The following is a 20,230-nucleotide window of genomic DNA, read 5'->3' as shown; positions in this document are numbered from 1 at the left end:
GGCACGCGCCCGCGCGCGACGTCGGTATCACGAGCTGGACAGACTGCGGGGCTGCGCATCGGGCGCGACAACGTAATCCGCGCCGCCCTGCAGCTCTTCGCGGATGCGCCGCCGCACCGCCTCCTTCTCACGCATCAGCTCCAGGCTCGGCGCCTGCGACGACTGGCCTGAGTACTGATAGTACAGCGTCTTGTAGGTGAGCTGGCTCAGGATCCATTCCTGCAGCAGCACGCGCTGGCGCGCCATTTCGCCTTCGAGCAGGCGATGGCGGTGCAGCAGGTTCTGCACGACCGCACGTGCGCTGTCACTGAGTTCGCTGTCGCTGGCAAGCAAGGCATCCACGTCAGCCGTCGCGCCGTCGTGCATTGCCTTGCTGCGGGGTGCTTCGCCTGCAGCCTCCCCCAGTACAGCCCAGGCGCGATGAATGGATCGGTTGGCGGACTCCCTGACGGGCCCGTTGGCGGGTCGCCGGATCTCTCCTGCGGTCATGATTATCCCCGTTGAACAACATCCCCCGGCACTACACGTCTGCGGTTACCACTTTTCAGTCTTGGAATATTCTGTCTGCGTGGCGCGCGTGTGTCCCGCACGCTCTCTGATGGTGGCAGTGCCGTCTTGTTGACGGTCTGTTCGGAGATGTCCCCGGACTGGCGGACTGCGCCGAAGCGCTCTCGGTGTCCTCCGGCATCATGCAGCATGCACCGGAGTCAAGAAGGGGCGCCTTGCCGCGCCCCTCTGTTTGCCACGCCTATAGTTCAGTGCATTTGGGGCGGTTTGTCCAGCCCTGAGTGGGTGACTTACACCCAATCTCATACTTTCGTATGAGCCCGCGCGCACACTCTTCCAACCGCCCTGTTTTGCCCTGCCATCGCCCCATGGGACCGGTAAATGTCCGCTTACATGGTACGCAGAATCGGGTACGCTTGCGCGCTCCGAGGGGGTGACCGGGGTGGTGTCATCGAAGCGATTTGCGGGGTTGGCCTGAGGCTTGTCGTGGCCGTGGTTGCCTTGCGCCGGCATCGTCGGGTGCATAGTCGGCGCACGCAGAAACAGGTACGCCCGGTGCGCCGCGAGCGGGTTTGGCGGTACGCAGAAATGGGTACGCCCGGCATTTCGGACAGGGTTGCCGGGCATGCCTGTGCGGTCCCGCGCAAGCACCGCGGGATAAGCGCCGAAGGGGCAATGAGAAGCAATTCGCCTCGTCATGGGCTCGTCATGGAAAAGGGACGGCTTCTGCCGTCCCTTTCTTGTCTCATGTACTGCGTACCTTTGCTTAGCGTTCTCCCGGGCCTTTGTCCTATCCTGCCGGCCGTAGTCAGTGTCCTGGCAGGTAGTAGAACTTGAAGACAAAGACCGCCGCGATGATCCACACCATCACCGGTACCCCGCGCGCTCGGCCGGTGAACAGCTTGAGCGCCGCGTAGCTGATAAAGCCGAACGCGACGCCGTTTGCGACCGAGTACGTAAACGGCATGCCGAGTGCGGTCATCACCGCGGGCACGACTTCGGTCACGTCGTTCCAGTCGATCTCCAGCAGCTCGCGCAACATCAGGCACGACACGTAGAGCAGCGCCGGGGCGGTGGCATAGGCCGGCACCGTGCCCGCGAGCGGCGCGATAAACAGCGCCGCGAGGAACAGCACCGCCACGGTGACCGCGGTCAGGCCGGTGCGCCCGCCCGCCTGCACGCCCGACGCGCTTTCGATATAGGCGGTGGTGGAGGAGGTGCCAAGGAAGGAGCCCGCCATGATCGCAGTGCTGTCGGCCATCAGCGCCTTGTTCAGCCGGCCCATGCGCCCGGCCTTGAGCAGGCCGGCGCGGTTGGCCACGCCCATCAGCGTGCCGGTGGCATCGAACAGCTCCACCAGGAAAAACACCAGCACCACGTTGATGATCCCGATCGACAGCGCCGCGGTGATATCGAGCTTGAACAGCGTGGGATCGAGCGACGGCGGCGCGGAGAACACGCCTTGGAAGGTATTGCCGGCGAAGGCGAAGCTCAGCAGCGTGGTGAGCAGGATACCGATCAGGATCGCGCCCTTCACACGCAGGTGGTCCAGCGCCACGATCACGAAGAAGCCGACGATGGCCAGCACGGCCGACGGCTGGTGCAGATCGCCGATGGTCACAAGCGTGGCGGGGCTTGCCACCACGATACCGGCGTTCTTCAGCGCGACGATTGCCAGGAACAGGCCGATGCCCGCGGTGATCGCCACGCGGATCGAATGCGGGATGCCGTTCACGATCATCTCGCGCACGCGGAACAGCGTCACCAGCAGGAACAGGCAGCCGGAGATAAAGACCGCGCCGAGGGCCGCTTCCCACGGGAAGCCCATGCCCTTGACCACGGTGTACGCAAAGTAGGCGTTCAGGCCCATGCCGGGCGCCATCGCGATCGGGTAGTTGGCGTAGAAGCCCATGATCAGCGTGCCGATCGCCGCGGCCACGCACGTGGCGACGAACACCGCATCCTTGGGCATGCCCGCGTCGCCCAGGATGGACGGGTTGACGAAGATGATGTACGCCATTGTCAGGAACGTGGTGATGCCGGCGAGGATCTCGGTACGGACATCGGTCTGGTGTTCGCGCAGCTTGAACACGCGCTCGACCAGCGAAGGCGCCTGCGGCTGGGATGGATTGGCGGAAGAAGTGCCCGGCTTGGAAGCGGGTTCCGGCATCGACATGACTGGACTCCTGGTATCGTTATCGTGTCCGCGGCGGCGAGGCTGCCCGGCTGGCTGGCGGCAGCGTGACCGGCCCGTTACGCGGCAAGCGTACTCTGGTCCAGGTCGTCCCTGCTGCGCACGGGCGCGCACGAATAAGCGAAATTCAAAAGGCGTGATGATCCCACAGGCCCCGCACGCCAGCGACGAGCCCCGCTCCGGGCATGTCCCCTTGGGGCCGCCCCCAGCTTGACGCTGGCGCCAATCCCCCGTATAAACCCGGCTAGATTCAAGTGACGAGGCAACAGTTCATTCGTTAGCCACCGTCTGGTACTTCGGTTGTCCATGGTGTCCTTTCCTTGAGTTCCCCGTGTCGGATGACGTGTTCGTCATGCGATCTTTTATGTCCTTTTTCTGGAAAGCAAATCATGCAAACCGGTATCGTCAAGTGGTTCAACGACGCCAAGGGCTTCGGCTTCATCAAGCCGGACGCGGGTGGTGATGACCTCTTCGCCCATTTCTCGGAAATCCGCGCCGATGGCTTCAAGTCGCTGCAGGAAAACCAGCGCGTGCAGTTCGAAGTCAAGAACGGCCCGAAGGGCCTGCAGGCCGCGAACATCACCCCGCTGTAAACGTTGACCGCCGGCGCGCTCCGCGCGCGCCGCACAGCGTGAAAACCCCGCCCTATGGCGGGGTTTTTTTGTTTCTGGCGGTTAGAGTTCCTTGTCGGCGCGCCTGCGCTGCTTCCCCACTTTCCACTCCATCCGCCTGCGTGACCGGAACTGGTGGTTCCGTACGGCTCCCACACGCCAACACACCCCCGCATGTCGGCACGACAAACGCCGCACACTGCGCCAGGCGCTTCATATCGACCAGCCCCTCGGCCCAATTGCCGTGGCGCTTCCAGGCCCGCTCTGCGTCCCACCCCTCCCGCAGAAACGGGTACGCCTTGTTGCGCCGCACGCTCAAACCCTGGCCGGCGCCCGTTCGCAGAAACGGGTACGCCCTGCGATTTCGTAGCGCTGCTTCCAACGATCTTCCCTCGCAGAAACGGGTACGCCTGAGCTGGCGCCCGCTGTGTCAACGGCCTTTCGGCACGCAGAAACGGGTACGCATGCCGTGGGAGTCGTGGAAATCGATGGCAGCGTCCATGGGTCCCTTGGCCGCGCCGCGCGCCGACATATCCACACGCTGTGATCTGTGCCGACACCGCAGAAACGGGTACGGCAGCTTTTGCACCGCCGCATGACCTCGGACCGTCGCGTAGACCGCCCTGCTTCGCAGAAACGGGTACGCCCGATCATCGAGGGCGCCGCGACACAGCACGCAGAAACGGGTACGGCCCTGCCGCAATCGTGGCCGTGCTTCGGACTACCGTGGACACGGCCTGGCTTGTTGAGCGCAGAAACGGGTACGCCCACCAGTTTGGCGTCAGCTCTACGTATACGTAGAGTGTAAGCGCTAGCTTTTACTGCAAGGTTGGTGTACCATAGATCCTAAGCGAAGATCCCTCCCCAACTCGCTCCGTTGCCGCCGCAGAAACGGGTACGGATCAACAGACAAGCCCATCGGGACAGCACGCAGAAACGGGTACGCTTGATTCGCTCAGGCTGTAGCGCCCACGGTTCGCAGAAATGGGTACGCCGCAGAAACAGGTACGCAACGGGCACGCGCCGGCGCGATTCCGGTGCAGCGCAGAAACGGGTACGGTTTGAGGGCCCGGCACGCAGAAACAGGTACGCTTTGCCGCCACGGACCCCCACGGGGCCTGCGAGGACGAACCAATTTCTGCGTGGATAACCGGCGTGCGGCGCAGATATCCACTGGAATCGGCCAGGGATTCGCAGGTAAACGACGTATACGCCCTGCGCTCTCGCAGAAACGGGTACGCTTGCAGGCCTTGCCGCTGTGGACAAGCCTGTGGGTGCGCCGGGTTATCCCCGCAGAAACCAGTACGCGGGCGCCGCAGATACGGGTTCGGACGGTCGCAGATACGGGTTCGGCCCTTCGCAGAATCGAGTACGTTTGTCCGCAGATTCGGGTTCGCTGGGGTTGTTTTTTCCCTTATGAATCAAGGTGCTGAACTACACGTATACGGTTTACAAGTAGTTAACCCGTATCGGTATCGTTTACTGGTAGTGGATGGCTGGCGAACCGTGGACAACCCTGCCGGGTTGCCCACCGTCCGCCACCATGCGACCAGTCATTAGGTCCTCCGGCTTGCAGAACCAGCCGCAAGCAATACAGGACCTTGCGTACCTGTTTCTGCGTGACAACCCTGGCGGCTTCGAGTACAAAGGCGGGTAATCCGAAGCACGCCAATATGCCCATCAAACGCTCCCCGGCCGCCACGGGGGAACGAAGTGTCCTCGACCTGGACGCCGAGCCCTCCCGCATCATTGTTCCCGGCAACGAGAACAGCCTGATTCCGTCCGAGAAATTCCAGCGTCTGTTCGACGAAGCCCAGGCCATGGAGCGCGAAGACGCCTGGCAAAGCGGTGAGGTTGGCTTCCTGAGCCGCGCCAGCGTCCAGGTCACGCTGCCATACCGCGCGCCCAAGGGCGCGCCGCCGGTATGGACGCGCACCAGCGGCAATATCTCGCTGATGATCCAGCCTGGCTATTTCACGCAACAGCGCTCGGAGCGGGCCGCAAACGGCCGCCAGAAGCTGGTTTCCGAAACGGTCTCGCTGGGCTATCCCTACGGCTCCTACCCGCGCCTGATGCTCGCCTGGATCGGCAAAGAGATCATGGCGAAGAAAAAGCGCGGCGAATTCACCGGCACGGTGGAGGACCGTCGCATTTCGCTGGGGAATTCGCTGTCCGAGTTCATGTACAACCTCGGCATCCCGATGGCCACGGGCGGCAAGCGCGGCACCATGACGCTGGTACGCCAGCAGATGATCCGGCTGTTCTCGGCGACTATCGCCATCGTGCAGAACAAGTCGACGCCGAGCCAGAACCAGAACCCCAACCACGAGCCGCTGTCGATCGACCGCGTCGGCTACCTGCTCGCGGACCAGCTCTCAACCTGGTGGGACCCGATGCAACCAGGGCAGGGCTCGATGTTCGAGAGCTTCGTGGTGCTGTCCGAGCCGTTCTTCAACGAGCTGGTCAACCGCCCGGTGCCGGTCGATATGCGCGCGCTGAAGGCGCTCAAGCAGTCGCCATTCGCGCTGGACGTGTACTCGTGGCTGACCTACCGCTTCTTCACCATCCAGCGTCGCACCGAGATCCCGTGGGAAGCGCTGCAGATGCAGTTCGGCACCGAAACCGAAAGCGAGCGCAAGTTCCGCGCGCTGTTCCGCAAGGCGCTGAAAGACGTGCTGGTGGTGTATCCGGGTGCCAAGGTCGATGCGGATTCGTCGAAGGCGCTGATCCTGCAGCCGTCGCGCACCAGCGTGCGCAAGCTCGGCTGATACCCGCACAAGAGGGCGGGCCAGATCAGGACCTGAGCCGGCCTCAGATGCAAAAAAGGCAAGCGATAAACGCTTGCCTTTTTTGTTTGCCCGCCGCGGACAAGTCCGTAACGGGCGAGGTCAGCCGAGGCTGGATCAGGCCGGCTTGATCGCCGAAGCCTGCAGGCCCTTCGGACCTTGCTTGACTTCAAACGTCACGCGCTGCCCATCCTTCAGGGTCTTGAAGCCCGAACCCTGGATTTCCGAGAAGTGCGCGAACAGGTCTGCACCACCGTCGTCCGGGGTAATGAAGCCAAAGCCCTTGGTCTCGTTGAACCACTTGACCGTACCGGTTGCCATAGGAATTTCCTTTCGAAGCAAGTTCTTGTACACAACGCAAACAACCGTTCAAGCACGTTGAGTTCTCGTAGATACCGAACGGAAGCCGACGAGGTTGACACGACTTGACTCGACTGTAGCGCGCATCATAACCACTTTGCATTGCGGTGTCATGTGCGGCGTAATGCGCACTACAAATACTTTAGGCACATCCCTGCCGGCTTTTCAAGCAATTTTATTAGGCTTCGCTTGACGCGATAGATAGTCCTTACTCGTGCAGGCCTTCTATTCCGCAACATATATTTTGTTAAATTTGGAAAACGGTTGATACGTCACCTGCTTTTGGCTAAAGTTGCGCCTTAAGGTCAAAACCGCGCTTTCAGCGCTGAAAGAGAGGTCGCAGTGCCAGCCAAAATCATCACAGTGTTCAACCAGAAAGGTGGTTGCGGCAAGACCACGGTCAGCATGCATCTGGCCGGCACCCTAGGACTGCGCGGTGCGCGTTCGATGCTGGTCGATATGGACGAGCAAGGCACGGCAACCCGCTGGGCCGCCCAGGCCAGCGACGAGCGGCCCTTTCCCGCTTCGGTGATCGGCCTGGCCCCATCCGGCGGCGCCATGCACCGCGAGGTGCGCAAGTTCGTACAGGATTACGACTACATCGTGGTGGATTGCCCGCCCGCCGTGCATTCCGCCGCGCCTTCCAGTGCGCTGCTCATTTCCGACCTGGCCATCATTCCGGTGGTGCCGTCCCCGCCGGACCTGTGGGCAGCCGTCGCTGCGAAGACGCTGGCACAGCATGCGCAAGTCCAGAATGAATCGCTGCTGATCCGCGTGATGGCCAATATGGTTCAGCGGCGCGTTTCGATTGCACGGCAAGCGATTGAAATTCTGGGCGACGACGGCGATGTGCCGCTGATGAATTCGATGATTGGCTCGCGCTCGGCATTCCGCGAATGCCAGGCGATCGGCTGCACCGTCCACGGCGTCGCCGGCGCACGTGAGGCGGTGCAGGAGGTCGACATGATGGTCGACGAAGTGTTGTCTTTGATTGAGCAATAGGCATGGCTACAAAACTGAAGAGCCTGAAGGCCGGCATGCTCGCCGGCATGGCGGCCGAAAAAACCCGAAGCGATACGCTGGACCGCTTTGCCCGCGCCGAGGCGGCCATTTCGCAGCATCCGAACGGCTTGCTGCAGAGCAGGGCGGCCGACGGGGCGCCCGTTTTCAGCGCTGAAAGTTTCAGCGACGCGGCCTCGGGCCGGCAGCTTGTCAGGATCCCGCTGGCACAGCTTCACGACAACCCGCTGAATGCTCGCCGGCTCTACGACCCCGCCGTGGTGCAAGAGCGTGCGGCATCGATCGCCACGCACGGCCAGAAGACGCCCGGCCTGGCCGCGCCAGATCCTGCGCGCCCCGGTCACTACATCCTGATCGACGGCCATTACCGCAAGCGAGCCCTGGCGTCCGCCGGCAAGCTCGACATGGAATGTTTTGTCGAGAACGACCTGAGCGACCTGGATTTCTACCGGCTGTCGTTCATGCTCAACGAGCAGCGTTCCGATCAGTCGGCGCTGGACAATGCGATCGCGTGGCGCCAGCTATTGGACGAGGGCAAGGTCCAGAAGGAAGAAGAGATCTGCGAGCTGACCGGCATGTCCGCCGGCACGGTGAACAAGACGCTGGCGCTGCTGCGCCTGCCGGACTCCGTGCTGGGCGTCATGCGCGAGCGTCCGAGCGCCATCGGCATTGCGGCCGGCTATGAGCTGACGCTGTACTGCAAGCTGGCGGGGGAGGAAAGGACGCGGGAACTGGCCGCACGGATCATCAACGACGGACTGTCGAGCCGCGAAGTCGAAGCGATCCGCAAGCAGGCGCAGGAAGGCAAGGCACGGAAGGTCAAGGAGATCAGCCGGCAATACAAGATCAAGACGGACAGCGGCCAGTTGCTCGGCACCATCAAGGAATGGGACTCGGGGCGGGTGATGCTCGACGTCCAGCTCACCGACCGCAGCGCGCGCGAGGCGCTGGTCGAGGCACTGAAGGCCCGCTTCGGGCTCGACAAGACCTTGCTTTGAATCGAATCCGATAACGGATATCGGACCGGCCCGGAGCGGCCAGCCGAACCCGATGCATTGACCGCCGGCGAGCATGCCGGCGGCATCTTCCCAGCGTCACCGGCCAATAGCGCCCCTACCTGCCACAGCGGCGAGCCCCGTCTCTCCGGCAGGGCAACTCCCGCAGCGCCCCCCTCAGCCCATCAAATCCCGGGGCGAACGCACCGCAAAATTCTCATCCTGCTGCGCGCGATAGCGAGCGATTGCGGCAGACAGCAACGCATGCAGGCCGCGTACCGAATATGGTGGATGCGGGCTGGCATCCCGCTTGCGCCGGGCACGGCGGGTAGGAGGAGAGCGGGGCGGCCCCAGCAGCGGTACTGCCTGCAGCCCCGCGTCGCCGGAGAGGGCACTGTCCAGCGCCAGACCCCGGTCGTGCCAGTGCTGCCGCAGCGCAGCCAGGGCGGTATCGCTGAGGCAGCGGCGGCGACCGTGCTGCGACGCCTCGGTGGGGTCTGTCGGGTCGGACGCCGGCGCCAGATGCGTCGCCCGCAGGTCCACCAGCTCGGCCAGCCCCGGCTGCAATTCGCGCATCAATGCCAGCGCCGCGGCGGCGGCCCGGTAGCGCAACCCGCCCGGATGACGGGCCTGGATGTCGAGCCATTCGATGAACGGGCCCAGGCTCGCGCGGTCGCGCCGGCGGGGCTCAGGTAGCGCGTCCGGTGGCATGACCGGTTCATCCGCAACCATCGAATCGTACGCAGCAGTTGGTACGGGCAGCACCGTAACGTCCTCCAGCGCGGCCGGTCCGGCCGCCCCGGACATGGAGCGACTGCCGGCACCCCCGCCGGCAGAAAGCGGCTCCCACCGCGCCGCTACCGGATATCCGCTGCGTCCCATCCAGCTCCAGAGCGCAGCCAGTACCCGCATGCTGTGCCGGATGCTGGCCTCGCCCAGCGGACCGGTAAAGGGCCGCCAGGCGGCCTGGTGGCGTGGCGCGCGCGGCCCGCACCAGCGCGACACGGGAAGCGGGGCCGCCAGGAACGCCAGGTAGGCGCGGCGGTCCTCGACGCCCAGGGCGGCCAGCCCCTTGCGGCGCTCGATCGCGGCCCACAGCAGCAGCCGTTCCGCCTCTTTGCGATAGGCGGCATAGGTGGCGCTGCCGGCGGTGCCGCTGTCTTGCAGCCAACGCCGTACCACCTCGACCCCGGCCGCAAACGGGCAGTCCGGTGGCGCGTCGGCCCCGGCCGCCATCAGTTCGAGCGGCAGCAGGCGGGCCATCGCCGGCGCCAGCACGCCGCGCACCAGCGGTTCCCGATTGCCCACATGCTGTGCCAGCAACGGCTGGCCATCGCCGTCGCGGATTGCCTGACGATGTTCGCCGAGCCAGCGGTTGATAGCATTGCCAGCCAGCGCGCCGATCCGCGGCACGCCGCGCCACCAGCCCGTGCCGCGCCGGTTCACTCGCTCGATAAGTGCTTTAAGAGTAATAATTTCACCGTGGCGCAGCCGTCGCGCGAGGGCCGGCCCGAACCACAGCTCCACCCCGTGCGCAGGCCGTGGCGCCGCCGTACCCAGCCGCTCCAGCTCGGCGAGCGCGTCAACACGACGATCCATGCCACGGTTGGAGCGCCCCGGCCCCGCCACCAGCAGTTCAGCCAGATCCTGCCGGCCGTGCAGGTGGGCCAGCTGCACCATGCGGTCGCGCAGGCCGAGCAGAACCCGCAATGCGGATTCGCCGCTGTTGTCATCCTCCCCATCGTCGGACAGGTAGCGACCGACCACCATTGGCGCGGGCATGCCCTGCACGTACGCACGCACTGCCGCAAATTCGGACCGGGTCAGGGTAATGGGGTGGATGCCGGGCAACATGGACGCGAGAAGAAGAGGATAGGCAAGCGGGCCAGAGATCGAGGGATGCGGTGGCGCCTGGAACGCAACAGCGCCAGCAAGCATCCTATCGCTAACTTATTGATTTATAAGGCACCCCAAAACTCGGGCAATCCATCCAGCCCAAAATGCACATCAAAACACAATGCCGATAATTCTATGCGACTTTCCATCCCTTCGGGGCGGTCCAACACGCTCCGGCAGGCGCGTTGCCTGAGTATGCTCAGCTCCAAAGGCTTTCGAGAGCCTGCCCGTGCAGCGGTCCGCCCCAGGGGTCGGGGAAAACCCGCTGCGATGCAACAGCGGCTTGCTTTTGCAGCGCCTGTTTCATAAGCTGAACACCAGAATTAGATTTGCTTACATCTGAGTTGCAAAGTTTCTAAAGCGTCAGTCAACAGATAAGTGCCAGCGGCGAACGTCGCCAAGGCAGCGAAATCCAGAACGGCGCAAAACGGGGCGATCCGGCTCCTCCATGGGAAGGGGCGGCGCGGCAACCGACGGGAAGCCGCGACCGGCCAGGAGCAAGGCTGGGTCGTATGGAATGGCCAATCGCAAGATAGCGGCAGCCGTTCCAACAGCAAACGCGGGTCGTCGCAGGACCTGCGGTTGCCGCAATAAGAAGGAGAGCGGCCGTGGCCAGCATCCTCTTGATCGAACACCACCCACTACTGCGCTTGGGACTTCGCCATTTGCTGGCGCAAGCGCATATCTCTGGCGACCTCATCGATATCGATCCGCTCGCGCCGATCGAACCCGATCTCTGGCTGCTCGAAGCAGACCTGCTGGTCTACGGCCTTCCAGCCGACACGGCCGCAGGCTGGGCGCAGCTCGACGACCTGTGCGAGCGGCTGCGGCCGCGCCGCGTGCTGCTGCTGACCGACGAGCCCGCCGCGGCGCTGTCCGGCCCGGCGCTGCCCGAAGCGGTACGGGGCTGCCTGCACAAGACGGCGAGTGCCGAGGCGCTCGACGCCGCCGTGCGGCTGGTGCTGGCCGGCGGCGAGTGCTTTCCGTCGCAGCTTCAGCCCGAGGCGGCCACAGGCCGCACCGGCGTAACCACCCCGCCTGCAACGCTGGTGACCGACAGCGCGACCCCCGTGGTCGTACCGCTGCATGCGTTCCGCGGCGAGGGCAGGCCTGGCGCATCGGAACGCGCGGCAGCATCCGTGCATGTCAGCGAAACGCCTTCGGCCGGCGCGCACCTGCTCAATATCACCGAGCGGCAGTACGAAGTGCTGGCACTGCTGGCGCGCGGCTACCCGATCAAGACCGTCAGCCGGATGCTCAATATCTCGGTGGCCACGGCCAAGACGCACGCCTGCACGCTGTACCAGCGCCTGCATGTGCGTAACAAGGGCGAAGCTGTGTACGTGGCGCTGCAACGCGGTGCCACGCTGGACTGGTCCGGCCCGCCGCCGGCAGCCAGGCCCGCCGGCGCCTGCCAGGCTGCCTGAAGGAGCGGGATGCAGCGGCGGGACGCCAGTCCCGCCGCTGCCCTGGTCTCGCCGCAGCAGGCCGCTGCCAGGGTGTCGCGCTCTGTGTCGGCACACTAGTAAGCGTGCAAGCAAGCCCTTCAGTCCGGTACTGCCTGCCCGCACGCCGACATCCATCGAGCCTCCAGACATCCGACGCGCATCCCTGGCAGCGAGCCACCATGGGATGGCCCCGGGTTGGCATCCCGCACCCACGTCATCCGTTTGATGAGGAGCCCTCATCCAAAAGCATGAGGCGCTGCCCCGCCTCGCTTGCTACGTTGACAGTAAGACGCCCGTCGCATCTGGCCAGGCCAGCTGTCACGCGGAGGTTGCCGGACCGTGCGCGGTTCGGATCGATCTTTCAACCACTCCGACTATCCGATCATCCGACCTCACGTCCATCCCCTGCCGGCGCGGGCTTTATGCGCGCATGGCTTCGGATGCCATGCCGAATCGATGCCAACTTACCTCATCGCCAGCAATGAAATGATGTGCCGCACCCTGGTGCGGCGCCTGGAAGCGCTTGGCTTGCCGCGCCCGATCCGGTGGCGCCCGCCGCAATGGCTGCAGGCAGGAGGGGGATTGCCACCAGCGCGGCGCCCGGCCGCCGATCCCTTCCACGGCGGAGAGGACAACGATCCCGCCGACGTTGCGCTGATCGATTGCAGCGGACTGGAGGGCGACCCGCGCAAGCTGCTCGACCAGCTCCAGGCGCGCCTGGCGCCGCGGCGCTGGCTGGTGCTGTCGGATCGCCTCGATGCCCCGCTGATCGTGCATGCGGCGCTGCTGGGCGCAAGCGGCTGCCTGGCTGTGCCGGCTCCGGCCGAACTGGTTTGCGCCGCGACCGCGCTGGTATGGGCCGGCGGCCAATGCTTCCCGCGCATGGCGCTGTCGCTGCTGCCAGCGACGACATCGAACACCGTCGCGACCCCAACATAGTTGTCTGCACCAACGGCACTACTGCCAGCGGATGAGGGCGCCCGCACCGAGCGGCGGCTATGCTGGAAAGCGCCCGGTACGCAAGCGGCCCCGACCGAAGAGGCCTGCCGCGCCGGGATGCAAGGGGGTCATATGAAAGGCGGGCTGGAATACCTGGTCGTGCGCGGCTTCGCCGTGCGCGAGGGGCGCGGCAAGTGGGCGTGCTGTTTCGAGATCCGGCTGGCGGGTGTGGGCGACCAACCGCTGCTGTATCGCGGCGAGCTGCACGGGCGCCGGTTCGATTGCGAGCATGCTGCCGCCGAGGCGGCACGCGAGGCCGGCGAGCGTGAGGCCGAGCTGAGGGTGGAGAGTCTCAGGGCGCTGATCGTGGATCCGCGTCGAATGAGGGGGCCGGTTGGTGTGGTGCCTTGAATTGCGGTCGTGGATGCTGCCGTGTCTGCGGCTGGCATCTTGTCGATGCCTGGCGGCCCTGATGCGAGTCAGGGACAGTGCAGGCGTTGACCCGTTCTTACGATCACCAGGCCGGGCGTCGAGCGGTGGCAGCTCGCCAACCCCTGCTCACATCAATGCCTCAGGCCACGCTGCGCGCGGCGGCCTGCGTCGCATTGATTGCGCGCCGCCGCGCCTTCCCCCTCTCGCTGTCTCTGCCCGGTCCATTGCCGATTCCGTTCCCTCCGCCGCAAGCAGCAGCGCAGAGGCAATCGCGAGCGCATGGACCAAGCCGACACACCCACACGCGTAGCCCTAAAAAAGAAGCCCGCCGACCGGGGGACCATGCGGGCTTTGAAGACGCGCAGGGCGCAACTACCACCCCACAGCGTCCCCTTGACGATATCCAATCGACACGCGCCGCTCTATCAACCAGAAGCACCATGCGCGACACGCATGCGGCTGAATGCATCTGAACCGGCTGAACCACCTGAACCGCGCGTACCGCGCGTGATACATCCCAAGCCTCGGCGCGCATGAGCGCCCACCGCCCCACGCGTCTCACCACGCGCCGATCCCCGCCGCGTGGAGTTTGCGTGAATTTGTGCGCCGTCCAACAGACTCCGCTGAATCGCGCGCGCCAAGATCGCAACACGACCGATGGCGCAAGTATCTGGCTCGGTGTTGGTGAGAGGCGGGGCATGGCAAGAGTCAGTGCACGGGCTGCGGTATCGCAAGCGCATCGGCGCGCGCCTGGCGCGGGCTGTGCACACCCGCAAACGGAACGGCATGGCAGGCGCGGAGGTCACTAGTGTACGGCGACACCAAGATGCGTGGACGTGGCGGACCAGGGTTGCGCGGCGGCAACCCGGTGTGGTCGCACGTCAACTGCCACATCGACCTGTGGATCGAGTTGCTGCACGGACTCGAGCTGCCACCGGTCGCCGCGCTGCCATGCGCGGTGCGGCAAGACTTCGAGGCCGACCACTTCACGCAGTGCCGCTTTCCCGCGGCCGACCTGGAGCGGTTGTACGGCGTGACCACCCACGCGATGACCCTGTACGACTCGCTCGAGTCGCACGTGGCCGCGCAGACCGCGCGCGGCCATATCGTGGCGATGGAGCTCGACAGCAGCCAGTTGCCGCCCCCGTCGGGTGCCGGCTACCAGCGCCATCGCACACCGACCTGGATCGCCATCGATGTGCTGATTCCCGAAGCGGGCGCGGTCGGCTACTACCATACCGACGGCTACCACACCGCCAGCGGCGAAGACTATGCCGCGATCTTCCGGCTCGCGCCCGGTGCGTGCAGTGCCGAGACGCTGCCCTTCACGCATGCCGACATGGTGCGCCGCGGCCCCCGCGCGCGGCCCGATGAAACGCTGCTCGACGCATCGCTGGCGCTGCTGCGCATGCACCTGCATAACCGTCCGCAGATCAATCCGCTGACGCAGTTCCGCGCCGCCTTTCCCCAACATCTCGATCGCCTGATGGCGCGTGGCGAGCCGGGCTTTCATCATTACGCTTCGGGCGTGCTGCGCCAGCTCGGCGCCAACTTCGAACTGCTGGCGCGCTACCTGCGCTGGCTGATGACGCAGGGGCAGCAGGTGCCCGACAAAGCGGCTGAAGCCTGCTACACCATGGCGTCGGAAGCGATGGTGATGCAATTCCGGCTGATGCGCGCGGTGATCAGCCGCAAGCCCGATCGCTGCGAAGATTGCCTGGACCAGCTCGAGGCCTCGTACCAGGCCAGCGTGCCGGTGCTGGCCGCGCATTTCGGCGAGCCCGCGCCGTGAGCCCGCTGACCGTGGCCGCTGCCGGCACCGATGTGGCTTGCGAGCCCGCGTCGAGTCCGCTGCACCGGCACGACTACTGGTACCGGCTGCGCTTTGCCGGCCACGGACGCCGGTTGCTGCGCGTGCGCGGCCTCGACCGCGCCGCCGAGGCCTGGATCAACGGCCGCCTGGTCATCGGGCCCGGCCACGCGCCGGATATCTGCGATGCAGAGGTCGAGCTTGCCGGCGCCAACACGCTCGACCTGTGCTTTCGTGCGCCGCGTGCGGTGCTGCATGCCGGACGCGCCGCGGCTGGCTGGCGCTTCGCCGCGGCCGCGGCTGCAACACAGGCGGCATCGGCACAGACTACCTCGACACAGACCATCGGCTACGCCGCGCCGGCGCAGCCGCTGCATGCGGTAGGTCCGTACCAGCCGGTCGAACTGCTGGCGCTGGCACCGCGGCACGAAGCCTCTGGCCCCGATGCGGCGATCGCTACCTCGATCGACACCGCGCTGACCGACGGTGCCGGCATGCTGAAGCTGACGGTGCGCCTGCGCGAGCACGGCACGTTCGAAGTCCACGGCGGCGACCGCATCACCGCGGGCCAGCTCTCGATGGTAAGCCCCGGCACGCTGACCGGCATCGTGCGCGTCGATAGTCCGATGCTGTGGTGTCCAACGGGTTTTGTTTATCAGGCCTGCGATGCGCTGGGCATGCTGGTGTGGCGCGCTGCCGCATCGGCCAGCCTGCCCGCGCTCGCCGCGGTGCCGTGTGCGCGCACCCTGGCCGAGGCGGGACCGGCCGCCACGCCGCTGGACCCGCGCTGGAAGGCCGGCATCCCGCGCCAGCGGGGCGATGCGTGGGACGCGGAAGAGCTGCGCGACCGCAGCCTGCGCACGCGCTACCGCGTGGATCCGCCCACGCTGCGCCGCGATGCGCCGCAACGCTACCTGCTGCTGTCGCGCGCGCTGGTCGCGGATCTGGTTGCCGACGCCGTGTCGGCCCATCGCACCGCATGGATGGTGAGCACTGGCGCAGAAGCCCCGACGCGGGCCTGCACGCCGTGCTGCGCGGCGGCCCGGGCGACTGGTCGCTCGACGTCTCGGCCACCCGCTTCGCTCACCGCGTCCATATCGAGGATCGCGCGTGGCATGCGGTGCAGGACTGGTTCGACCTGGCGCCAGGCGCCACCCGGCGTATCCGTCTTTTGCACGAGAAGTCAGCAGACGCTGGCCCTGGGCTCGCGCCCGCCGGCGACGTTACGGCGATGAATCATCCCTCGCCGGTGCGCTACGGCTAAGGGGCTCCTGAGTGGTCCGAGAGCGTCTCTGAGCGCTCCCTCAGCCACCGCCATGGCCCCGCTGCGCCCGCAGCGCCCGCAGCGCCCCGGCCGCTGTCCGCGTTCGCGTCCCCGCGCGCCGCGTTCGCCTTTCCGGCCAACCTCCCGATGGATGAGCGCTTCCCAACCATTCGCCTACTGTCGGACCGCGTTTCCATGGCGCTAAATAGAGTCACTGTCTTGCAGACAGCGCCGCAGCAGGGTCGGCGGCGGCAAGGCAGCAGTCGGACACGCGACATAGCCGGCCCACGCCGGCGCTGAACCGGGGCCGGCGCAGCGGCGATGCCATTCGTGGCGGTGCGCCGTGCCGGCGCAGGGTTGTTCCCGAACGGGGCTTGGACAGGGGTACGAAAAATGATTACGCATCGATCGGATCTGCATGTCAACTACCTGCTCAGCGCGCTGCCGCGCGCCGAGTGGGAAACGCTGGCGCAACACTTCGAGCTGGTCCGGTTGCGCGCCGGCGAACTGCTTACCGATTCCGGCCAGCGCATCGTCCATGTCTACTTCCCGACCACGGCGGTGGTGTCGTTGCTGTCGCTGCTCGAAGACGGCGCCACGGTCGAGATCGCGGCGGTCGGCAACGAAGGGCTTGTCGGCATCCCGGTGGTCACCGGCGGCGACACCATGCCGAGCCGCGTGGAAGTGCGCAGCCCCGGCCTGGCCTACCGCATCCCCGCCCGCATGCTGCGCAGCGAGCTGCCGCGCCTGCCCACGCTGCAGCGCGTGACGCTGCTGTACGTGCAGGCCATGCTCACGCAGATCGCGCAGACCGCGGCCTGCAACCGCCACCATTCGCTGAACAAGCAACTGTGCCGCTGGCTGCTGCTCGCGATCGACCGGCTGTCCTCCAACGAACTGGTGATCACGCAGCAGGTCATTGCCAACATGCTGGGCGTGCGCCGCGAAGGCGTGACCGAAGCCGCCGGCAAGCTCGAAGACCTCGGCCTGATCCATCACAGCCGCGGCCATATCACCGTGCTGGACCGTTGCGGGCTGGAGAAGCACTCATGCGAGTGCTACAAGCTGGTCAAGCGCGAATATGACCGCCTGCTGCCCGCACTGGCTAGTGCCTGAGTTGCAGCGCAGCCCGTCGTCGAGCAGGCGCGGCGGACGATGCGCGGCGTGCAGGTACGCCGCGCCGATCCCATTTGAGGAGCAGTTGCCGTGAGCAGACTGTCATATGCCGGCGCACCGGCTGAAGGCGCCGCCCCCCGCCGGGATCCCCAGGCGGCCGGGACGCGCCGGGCGCGCGCACTGATGGACCACATGGGCTGGATCGTCGCCGCGGGCGTGGCCGGTGCCGCGCTGGGCGCGCTGGTGGCGCTGTCCGCGCCGCCGCAATATCGCGCGCAGGCCCTGGTGCAGGTGGAAGGCCGCGATGGCGGCGCGCGCACCGTGGCGCAGACACAGGGCGCTGCCGGCTTCGATGCGGGCCTGTTCAAGAGCCGCGCCGTGGTCGGGCCTGTGGTCGAGCGCCTGCGGCTGGATATCACCGTGCAGCCATTGCGCGCGCCGCTCGTGGGCGCGCTGGTCAACCGCTTCGCCACACCCGGCAAGCGGGGCGGCACCTGGCCCACGAGCCTGGGCTATGCGTGGGGCGGCGAACGGCTGGTGATCGACAGCATGACCGTGCCCGAGATACTGGTGGACCAGCCGCTCACGTTCGAAGTGCGCAGCGACGGTCGCTATCGCCTGTTCCAGCAGCACGCGTTGCTGCTCGAGGGGCGCGTGGGCGAACCCGCCAGCGCCAACGGTATCGTGCTGCGCGTGGACAGGATCGAGGCCGCGCCCGGCACGCGCTTCACGCTGACGCGGCATGACCTTGCCCGCACCGCCGAAGCCGTGCGCCACGGGCTGGTGGTCGAAACCGAAAGCGCCGAGACGCCGGCGAGCCTCGCCGGCGCCGCCACGCCAGCGCTGCCCGGCGGCACCGTGCGCGTGAGCTGGCAGTACCCTGACCGCCAGCTTGCCGCAGAACTCGTCAACGGCGTCACGCGCGCCTATATCGACGGCCAGACCACCAGGCGCCGCCAGGACGCGGCCGGCACGCTTGCCTTCCTGTCGGGCGAACTGCCGCGCGTACAAGCCGAACTGACGCGCGCTGAAGAGGCGCTGACGCGCTACCGCGCGCGTACCGGCTCGTTCCAGCCCAGCCGCGACGCGCAATCGTTCCTGAACAACAGCATGGAGTACCAGCGCCAGATCGCCGCGCTGCGGCTTGAGCGCACGCGGCTGCTGCAGCGCTTCACCTCCGAGGCCAACGAGGTGCGCACCGTCGACAGCCAGATCCAGCAGATGATCCGCGAGCGCGCCGAGATCGATGCGCGCATGCAGAGCCTGTCGGCCTCCGAGCGCGAAGCGGTCGCGATCACGCGCGACGTCAAGGTGGCGGAGGACATGTACATGACGCTGCGCGGCAAGGTCGAGCAGCTATCGCTGATGCTGTCCGACAGCTCAAGCCAGCTGCGCGTGGTCGATGCCGCGATCGCGCCGGTGACCCCGGTCGGCGTCGGCGCCTGGCCGTTCGCGTCGGCCGGTGCGTTGCTCGGCCTGTGCCTGGGCGTCGCCGGTGTCAACCTGCGCCAGCGCCTGCGCCCATCGGTGGCCAGCGCCGCCGATGCCGAGCAGCAACTCGGCATGGCCATGCTGGGCGATATCGCCTTCAGCAACGAACAGACCGACCTGGAGCGGCAGATCGAGGGCCGGCGCCGCCTTGGCATCGCCGCCGGCTTTGCGCTGCCCCCGAACGCGCGGCTGGGCTGGCCCGAGGCACCCACCAACGTCATCGACGCGGCCGCGGCCGCCGCGCCCGAAGACGAGCGCGCCCGCGCCGAACGGCTGCTGCGCCAGGGTTTGCACGACTTGTTCCTGCTGGCCCGCCAGGCGCCTCACTCGCTCGCGGTCGAGGGCCTGCGCTCGCTGCGCGCGGCGCTGCATTTCGCGCTGCGCGACGCGCCCAACTGCGTGGTCGCGGTCACCAGCCCCGCGGCGGGTGCGGGCAAGACCTTCGCCGCGGTCAACCTCGCGGTGCTGTTCGCGGAAGCCGGCCAGCGCGTGCTGCTGATCGACGCCGACCTGCGCCGCGGCCGCGTGGCCGACTGGTTCGACCAGCCCTCGGAGCCTGGCTTGGCTGAAGTACTGGCCGGGCGCACTGCCATCACCGACGCGGTCAAGCCGAGCGTGGTCAACGGCCTTTTCCTGCTCAACCGTGGCGCGGCGCCGGCCAATCCGTCTGAACTGCTGATGTTGCCGACACTGGCCGAAACGCTACGGCTGTGCGCCGGGCGCTTCGACCTGGTGCTGGTCGATACGCCGCCGGTGATGGCGGTGGCCGATGCCACGCTGGTGGCGAACCTGGCGGGCTCGACGCTGGTGGTAGTCCGTGCCGATGTCACGGCGACGGTGCAGGTCGATGAAACGCTCAAGCGTCTGGCGCATGCCAATGCACGGCTCGCGGGCGGCATCCTGAACGGCGTCATGCCAAGGCGCAGCAACCGGGCGGATTTCAACACCATCAATCCGTACCTGGGAATGCCGTTGCCGGTCAGTGTGGTGCGGGCGCCGGCGCTGGAACAAGGGGAGAAAAAACAAGGATAAGGGGGAAAGCGTACCCGTTTCTGCGGGCGGGTACGGGTTGTTGGGATTGCCGCTGTCGGTGCTTTTAGGGCGCCGGCAGCGGCGTTTTGTTTTGGGGAGAGGGGCCGGGGGAGAGGGCAGGCCTGTGCCTGGCGATATGGCGTGTTGGTGCGCGACGGCCCGGCCCTTACCCTAGCCCGCTCCCGCAAGCGGGAGAGGGAACCGGTTCGCGGTCATTCGGGCGCCATCGTCTGACGCACCGCTTGATTGCGTTCTCCCGCAAGCCGGAGCGCGCAAGCAACCACCCCACCTACCTCCGATACGCCGGAAAATACCCCCTCAGATCCGCC

At 66.3% G+C, this 20,230-nt stretch carries 15 protein-coding genes; 11 read left to right on the top strand and 4 right to left on the bottom strand.

Annotated elements, in window-relative coordinates; genetic code table 11:
• Positions 1 to 27: 27 nt before the first annotated feature.
• Both AB1I47_RS19465 and AB1I47_RS19460 read right to left on the bottom strand, forming a co-directional pair.
• Positions 28 to 489, bottom strand: a complete 462-nt coding sequence (locus tag AB1I47_RS19465; protein ID WP_354685373.1) for a hypothetical protein — start codon at positions 487 to 489, stop codon at positions 28 to 30.
• A gap of 826 nt (positions 490 to 1,315) precedes the next feature.
• Positions 1,316 to 2,683, bottom strand: a complete 1,368-nt coding sequence (locus AB1I47_RS19460; protein WP_354685372.1) for an NCS2 family permease — start codon at positions 2,681 to 2,683, stop codon at positions 1,316 to 1,318.
• Positions 2,684 to 3,090: 407 nt separating this feature from the next.
• Between AB1I47_RS19460 and AB1I47_RS19455 the strand changes: the two genes are divergently transcribed.
• Together AB1I47_RS19455 and AB1I47_RS19450 are read left to right on the top strand one after the other, a co-directional pair.
• A complete protein-coding gene (locus AB1I47_RS19455) occupies positions 3,091 to 3,294 on the top strand; it encodes a cold-shock protein (RefSeq protein ID WP_010811149.1) in 204 nt (67 codons plus the stop codon).
• Positions 3,295 to 4,985: 1,691 nt separating this feature from the next.
• A complete protein-coding gene (locus AB1I47_RS19450; RefSeq protein WP_354685371.1) occupies positions 4,986 to 6,080 on the top strand; it encodes a replication protein RepA in 1,095 nt (364 codons plus the stop codon).
• A 135-nt stretch (positions 6,081 to 6,215) separates the two neighbouring features.
• Here the strand turns inward: AB1I47_RS19450 and AB1I47_RS19445 are convergent, their stop codons facing one another.
• Positions 6,216 to 6,419, bottom strand: coding sequence for a cold-shock protein (locus tag AB1I47_RS19445; RefSeq protein ID WP_006159056.1), 204 nt, complete (start codon positions 6,417 to 6,419; stop codon positions 6,216 to 6,218).
• A gap of 381 nt (positions 6,420 to 6,800) precedes the next feature.
• Between AB1I47_RS19445 and AB1I47_RS19440 the strand changes: the two genes are divergently transcribed.
• Both AB1I47_RS19440 and AB1I47_RS19435 read left to right on the top strand, forming a co-directional pair.
• A complete protein-coding gene (locus AB1I47_RS19440; protein WP_354685370.1) occupies positions 6,801 to 7,460 on the top strand; it encodes an AAA family ATPase in 660 nt (219 codons plus the stop codon).
• Between the two features lie 2 nt (positions 7,461 to 7,462).
• Positions 7,463 to 8,476, top strand: coding sequence for a ParB/RepB/Spo0J family partition protein (locus tag AB1I47_RS19435; protein ID WP_354685369.1), 1,014 nt, complete (start codon positions 7,463 to 7,465; stop codon positions 8,474 to 8,476).
• Between the two features lie 174 nt (positions 8,477 to 8,650).
• On the opposite strand, the gene AB1I47_RS19430 is transcribed toward AB1I47_RS19435, so the two are convergent.
• Complete coding sequence (locus tag AB1I47_RS19430; protein ID WP_354685368.1) at positions 8,651 to 10,327, bottom strand: phage integrase family protein; 1,677 nt, start codon at positions 10,325 to 10,327, stop codon at positions 8,651 to 8,653.
• Between the two features lie 650 nt (positions 10,328 to 10,977).
• Here AB1I47_RS19430 and AB1I47_RS19425 point away from each other — a divergent pair.
• The 7 genes from AB1I47_RS19425 to AB1I47_RS19395 all read left to right on the top strand — a co-directional run bounded on the left by AB1I47_RS19425 (position 10,978) and on the right by AB1I47_RS19395 (position 19,901).
• Positions 10,978 to 11,796: a helix-turn-helix transcriptional regulator gene (locus tag AB1I47_RS19425; protein ID WP_354685367.1), complete on the top strand. Its 819-nt coding sequence runs from the start codon at positions 10,978 to 10,980 to the stop codon at positions 11,794 to 11,796.
• A gap of 477 nt (positions 11,797 to 12,273) precedes the next feature.
• Complete coding sequence (locus AB1I47_RS19420; RefSeq protein ID WP_354685366.1) at positions 12,274 to 12,756, top strand: DNA-binding response regulator; 483 nt, start codon at positions 12,274 to 12,276, stop codon at positions 12,754 to 12,756.
• Positions 12,757 to 12,888: 132 nt separating this feature from the next.
• Positions 12,889 to 13,167, top strand: coding sequence for a hypothetical protein (locus tag AB1I47_RS19415; protein WP_354685365.1), 279 nt, complete (start codon positions 12,889 to 12,891; stop codon positions 13,165 to 13,167).
• Between the two features lie 829 nt (positions 13,168 to 13,996).
• Positions 13,997 to 14,980 carry a DUF1839 family protein gene (locus AB1I47_RS19410; RefSeq protein ID WP_407935869.1) on the top strand — a complete coding sequence of 328 codons (984 nt, stop codon included), beginning with the start codon at positions 13,997 to 13,999 and terminating at the stop codon, positions 14,978 to 14,980.
• On the top strand, positions 14,977 to 16,233 hold the full coding sequence (locus tag AB1I47_RS19405) for a glycoside hydrolase family 2 protein (protein ID WP_354685363.1): 1,257 nt from the start codon (positions 14,977 to 14,979) through the stop codon (positions 16,231 to 16,233). The genes AB1I47_RS19410 and AB1I47_RS19405 overlap by 4 nt, the downstream gene beginning before the upstream one ends.
• A 422-nt stretch (positions 16,234 to 16,655) precedes the next feature.
• A complete protein-coding gene (locus AB1I47_RS19400) occupies positions 16,656 to 17,378 on the top strand; it encodes a Crp/Fnr family transcriptional regulator (RefSeq protein WP_354685362.1) in 723 nt (240 codons plus the stop codon).
• 90 nt (positions 17,379 to 17,468) lie between these two features.
• Positions 17,469 to 19,901 (top strand): polysaccharide biosynthesis tyrosine autokinase, encoded by a 2,433-nt coding sequence (locus AB1I47_RS19395; RefSeq protein ID WP_354685361.1) that lies wholly within the window; start codon positions 17,469 to 17,471, stop codon positions 19,899 to 19,901.
• Positions 19,902 to 20,230 lie beyond the last annotated feature (329 nt).

It is taken from the genome of Cupriavidus necator, from assembly GCF_040578825.1.
Classification (GTDB): Bacteria; Pseudomonadota; Gammaproteobacteria; order Burkholderiales; family Burkholderiaceae; genus Cupriavidus; species Cupriavidus necator_E.
This window is presented reverse-complemented; position numbering and strand designations above follow the sequence as displayed.

Bases quoted from the DNA above. Each gene is read 5' to 3' on its own strand.
- AB1I47_RS19445 (WP_006159056.1), bottom strand. From the start codon at position 6,419: ATGGCAACCGGTACGGTCAAGTGGTTCAACGAGACCAAGGGCTTTGGC.
- AB1I47_RS19455 (WP_010811149.1), top strand. From the start codon at position 3,091: ATGCAAACCGGTATCGTCAAGTGGTTCAACGACGCCAAGGGCTTCGGC.
- AB1I47_RS19435 (WP_354685369.1), top strand. From the start codon at position 7,463: ATGGCTACAAAACTGAAGAGCCTGAAGGCCGGCATGCTCGCCGGCATG.
- AB1I47_RS19400 (WP_354685362.1), top strand. From the start codon at position 16,656: ATGATTACGCATCGATCGGATCTGCATGTCAACTACCTGCTCAGCGCG.
- AB1I47_RS19450 (WP_354685371.1), top strand. From the start codon at position 4,986: ATGCCCATCAAACGCTCCCCGGCCGCCACGGGGGAACGAAGTGTCCTC.
- AB1I47_RS19420 (WP_354685366.1), top strand. From the start codon at position 12,274: ATGCCAACTTACCTCATCGCCAGCAATGAAATGATGTGCCGCACCCTG.
- AB1I47_RS19460 (WP_354685372.1), bottom strand. From the start codon at position 2,683: ATGTCGATGCCGGAACCCGCTTCCAAGCCGGGCACTTCTTCCGCCAAT.
- AB1I47_RS19465 (WP_354685373.1), bottom strand. From the start codon at position 489: ATGACCGCAGGAGAGATCCGGCGACCCGCCAACGGGCCCGTCAGGGAG.
- AB1I47_RS19415 (WP_354685365.1), top strand. From the start codon at position 12,889: ATGAAAGGCGGGCTGGAATACCTGGTCGTGCGCGGCTTCGCCGTGCGC.
- AB1I47_RS19430 (WP_354685368.1), bottom strand. From the start codon at position 10,327: ATGTTGCCCGGCATCCACCCCATTACCCTGACCCGGTCCGAATTTGCG.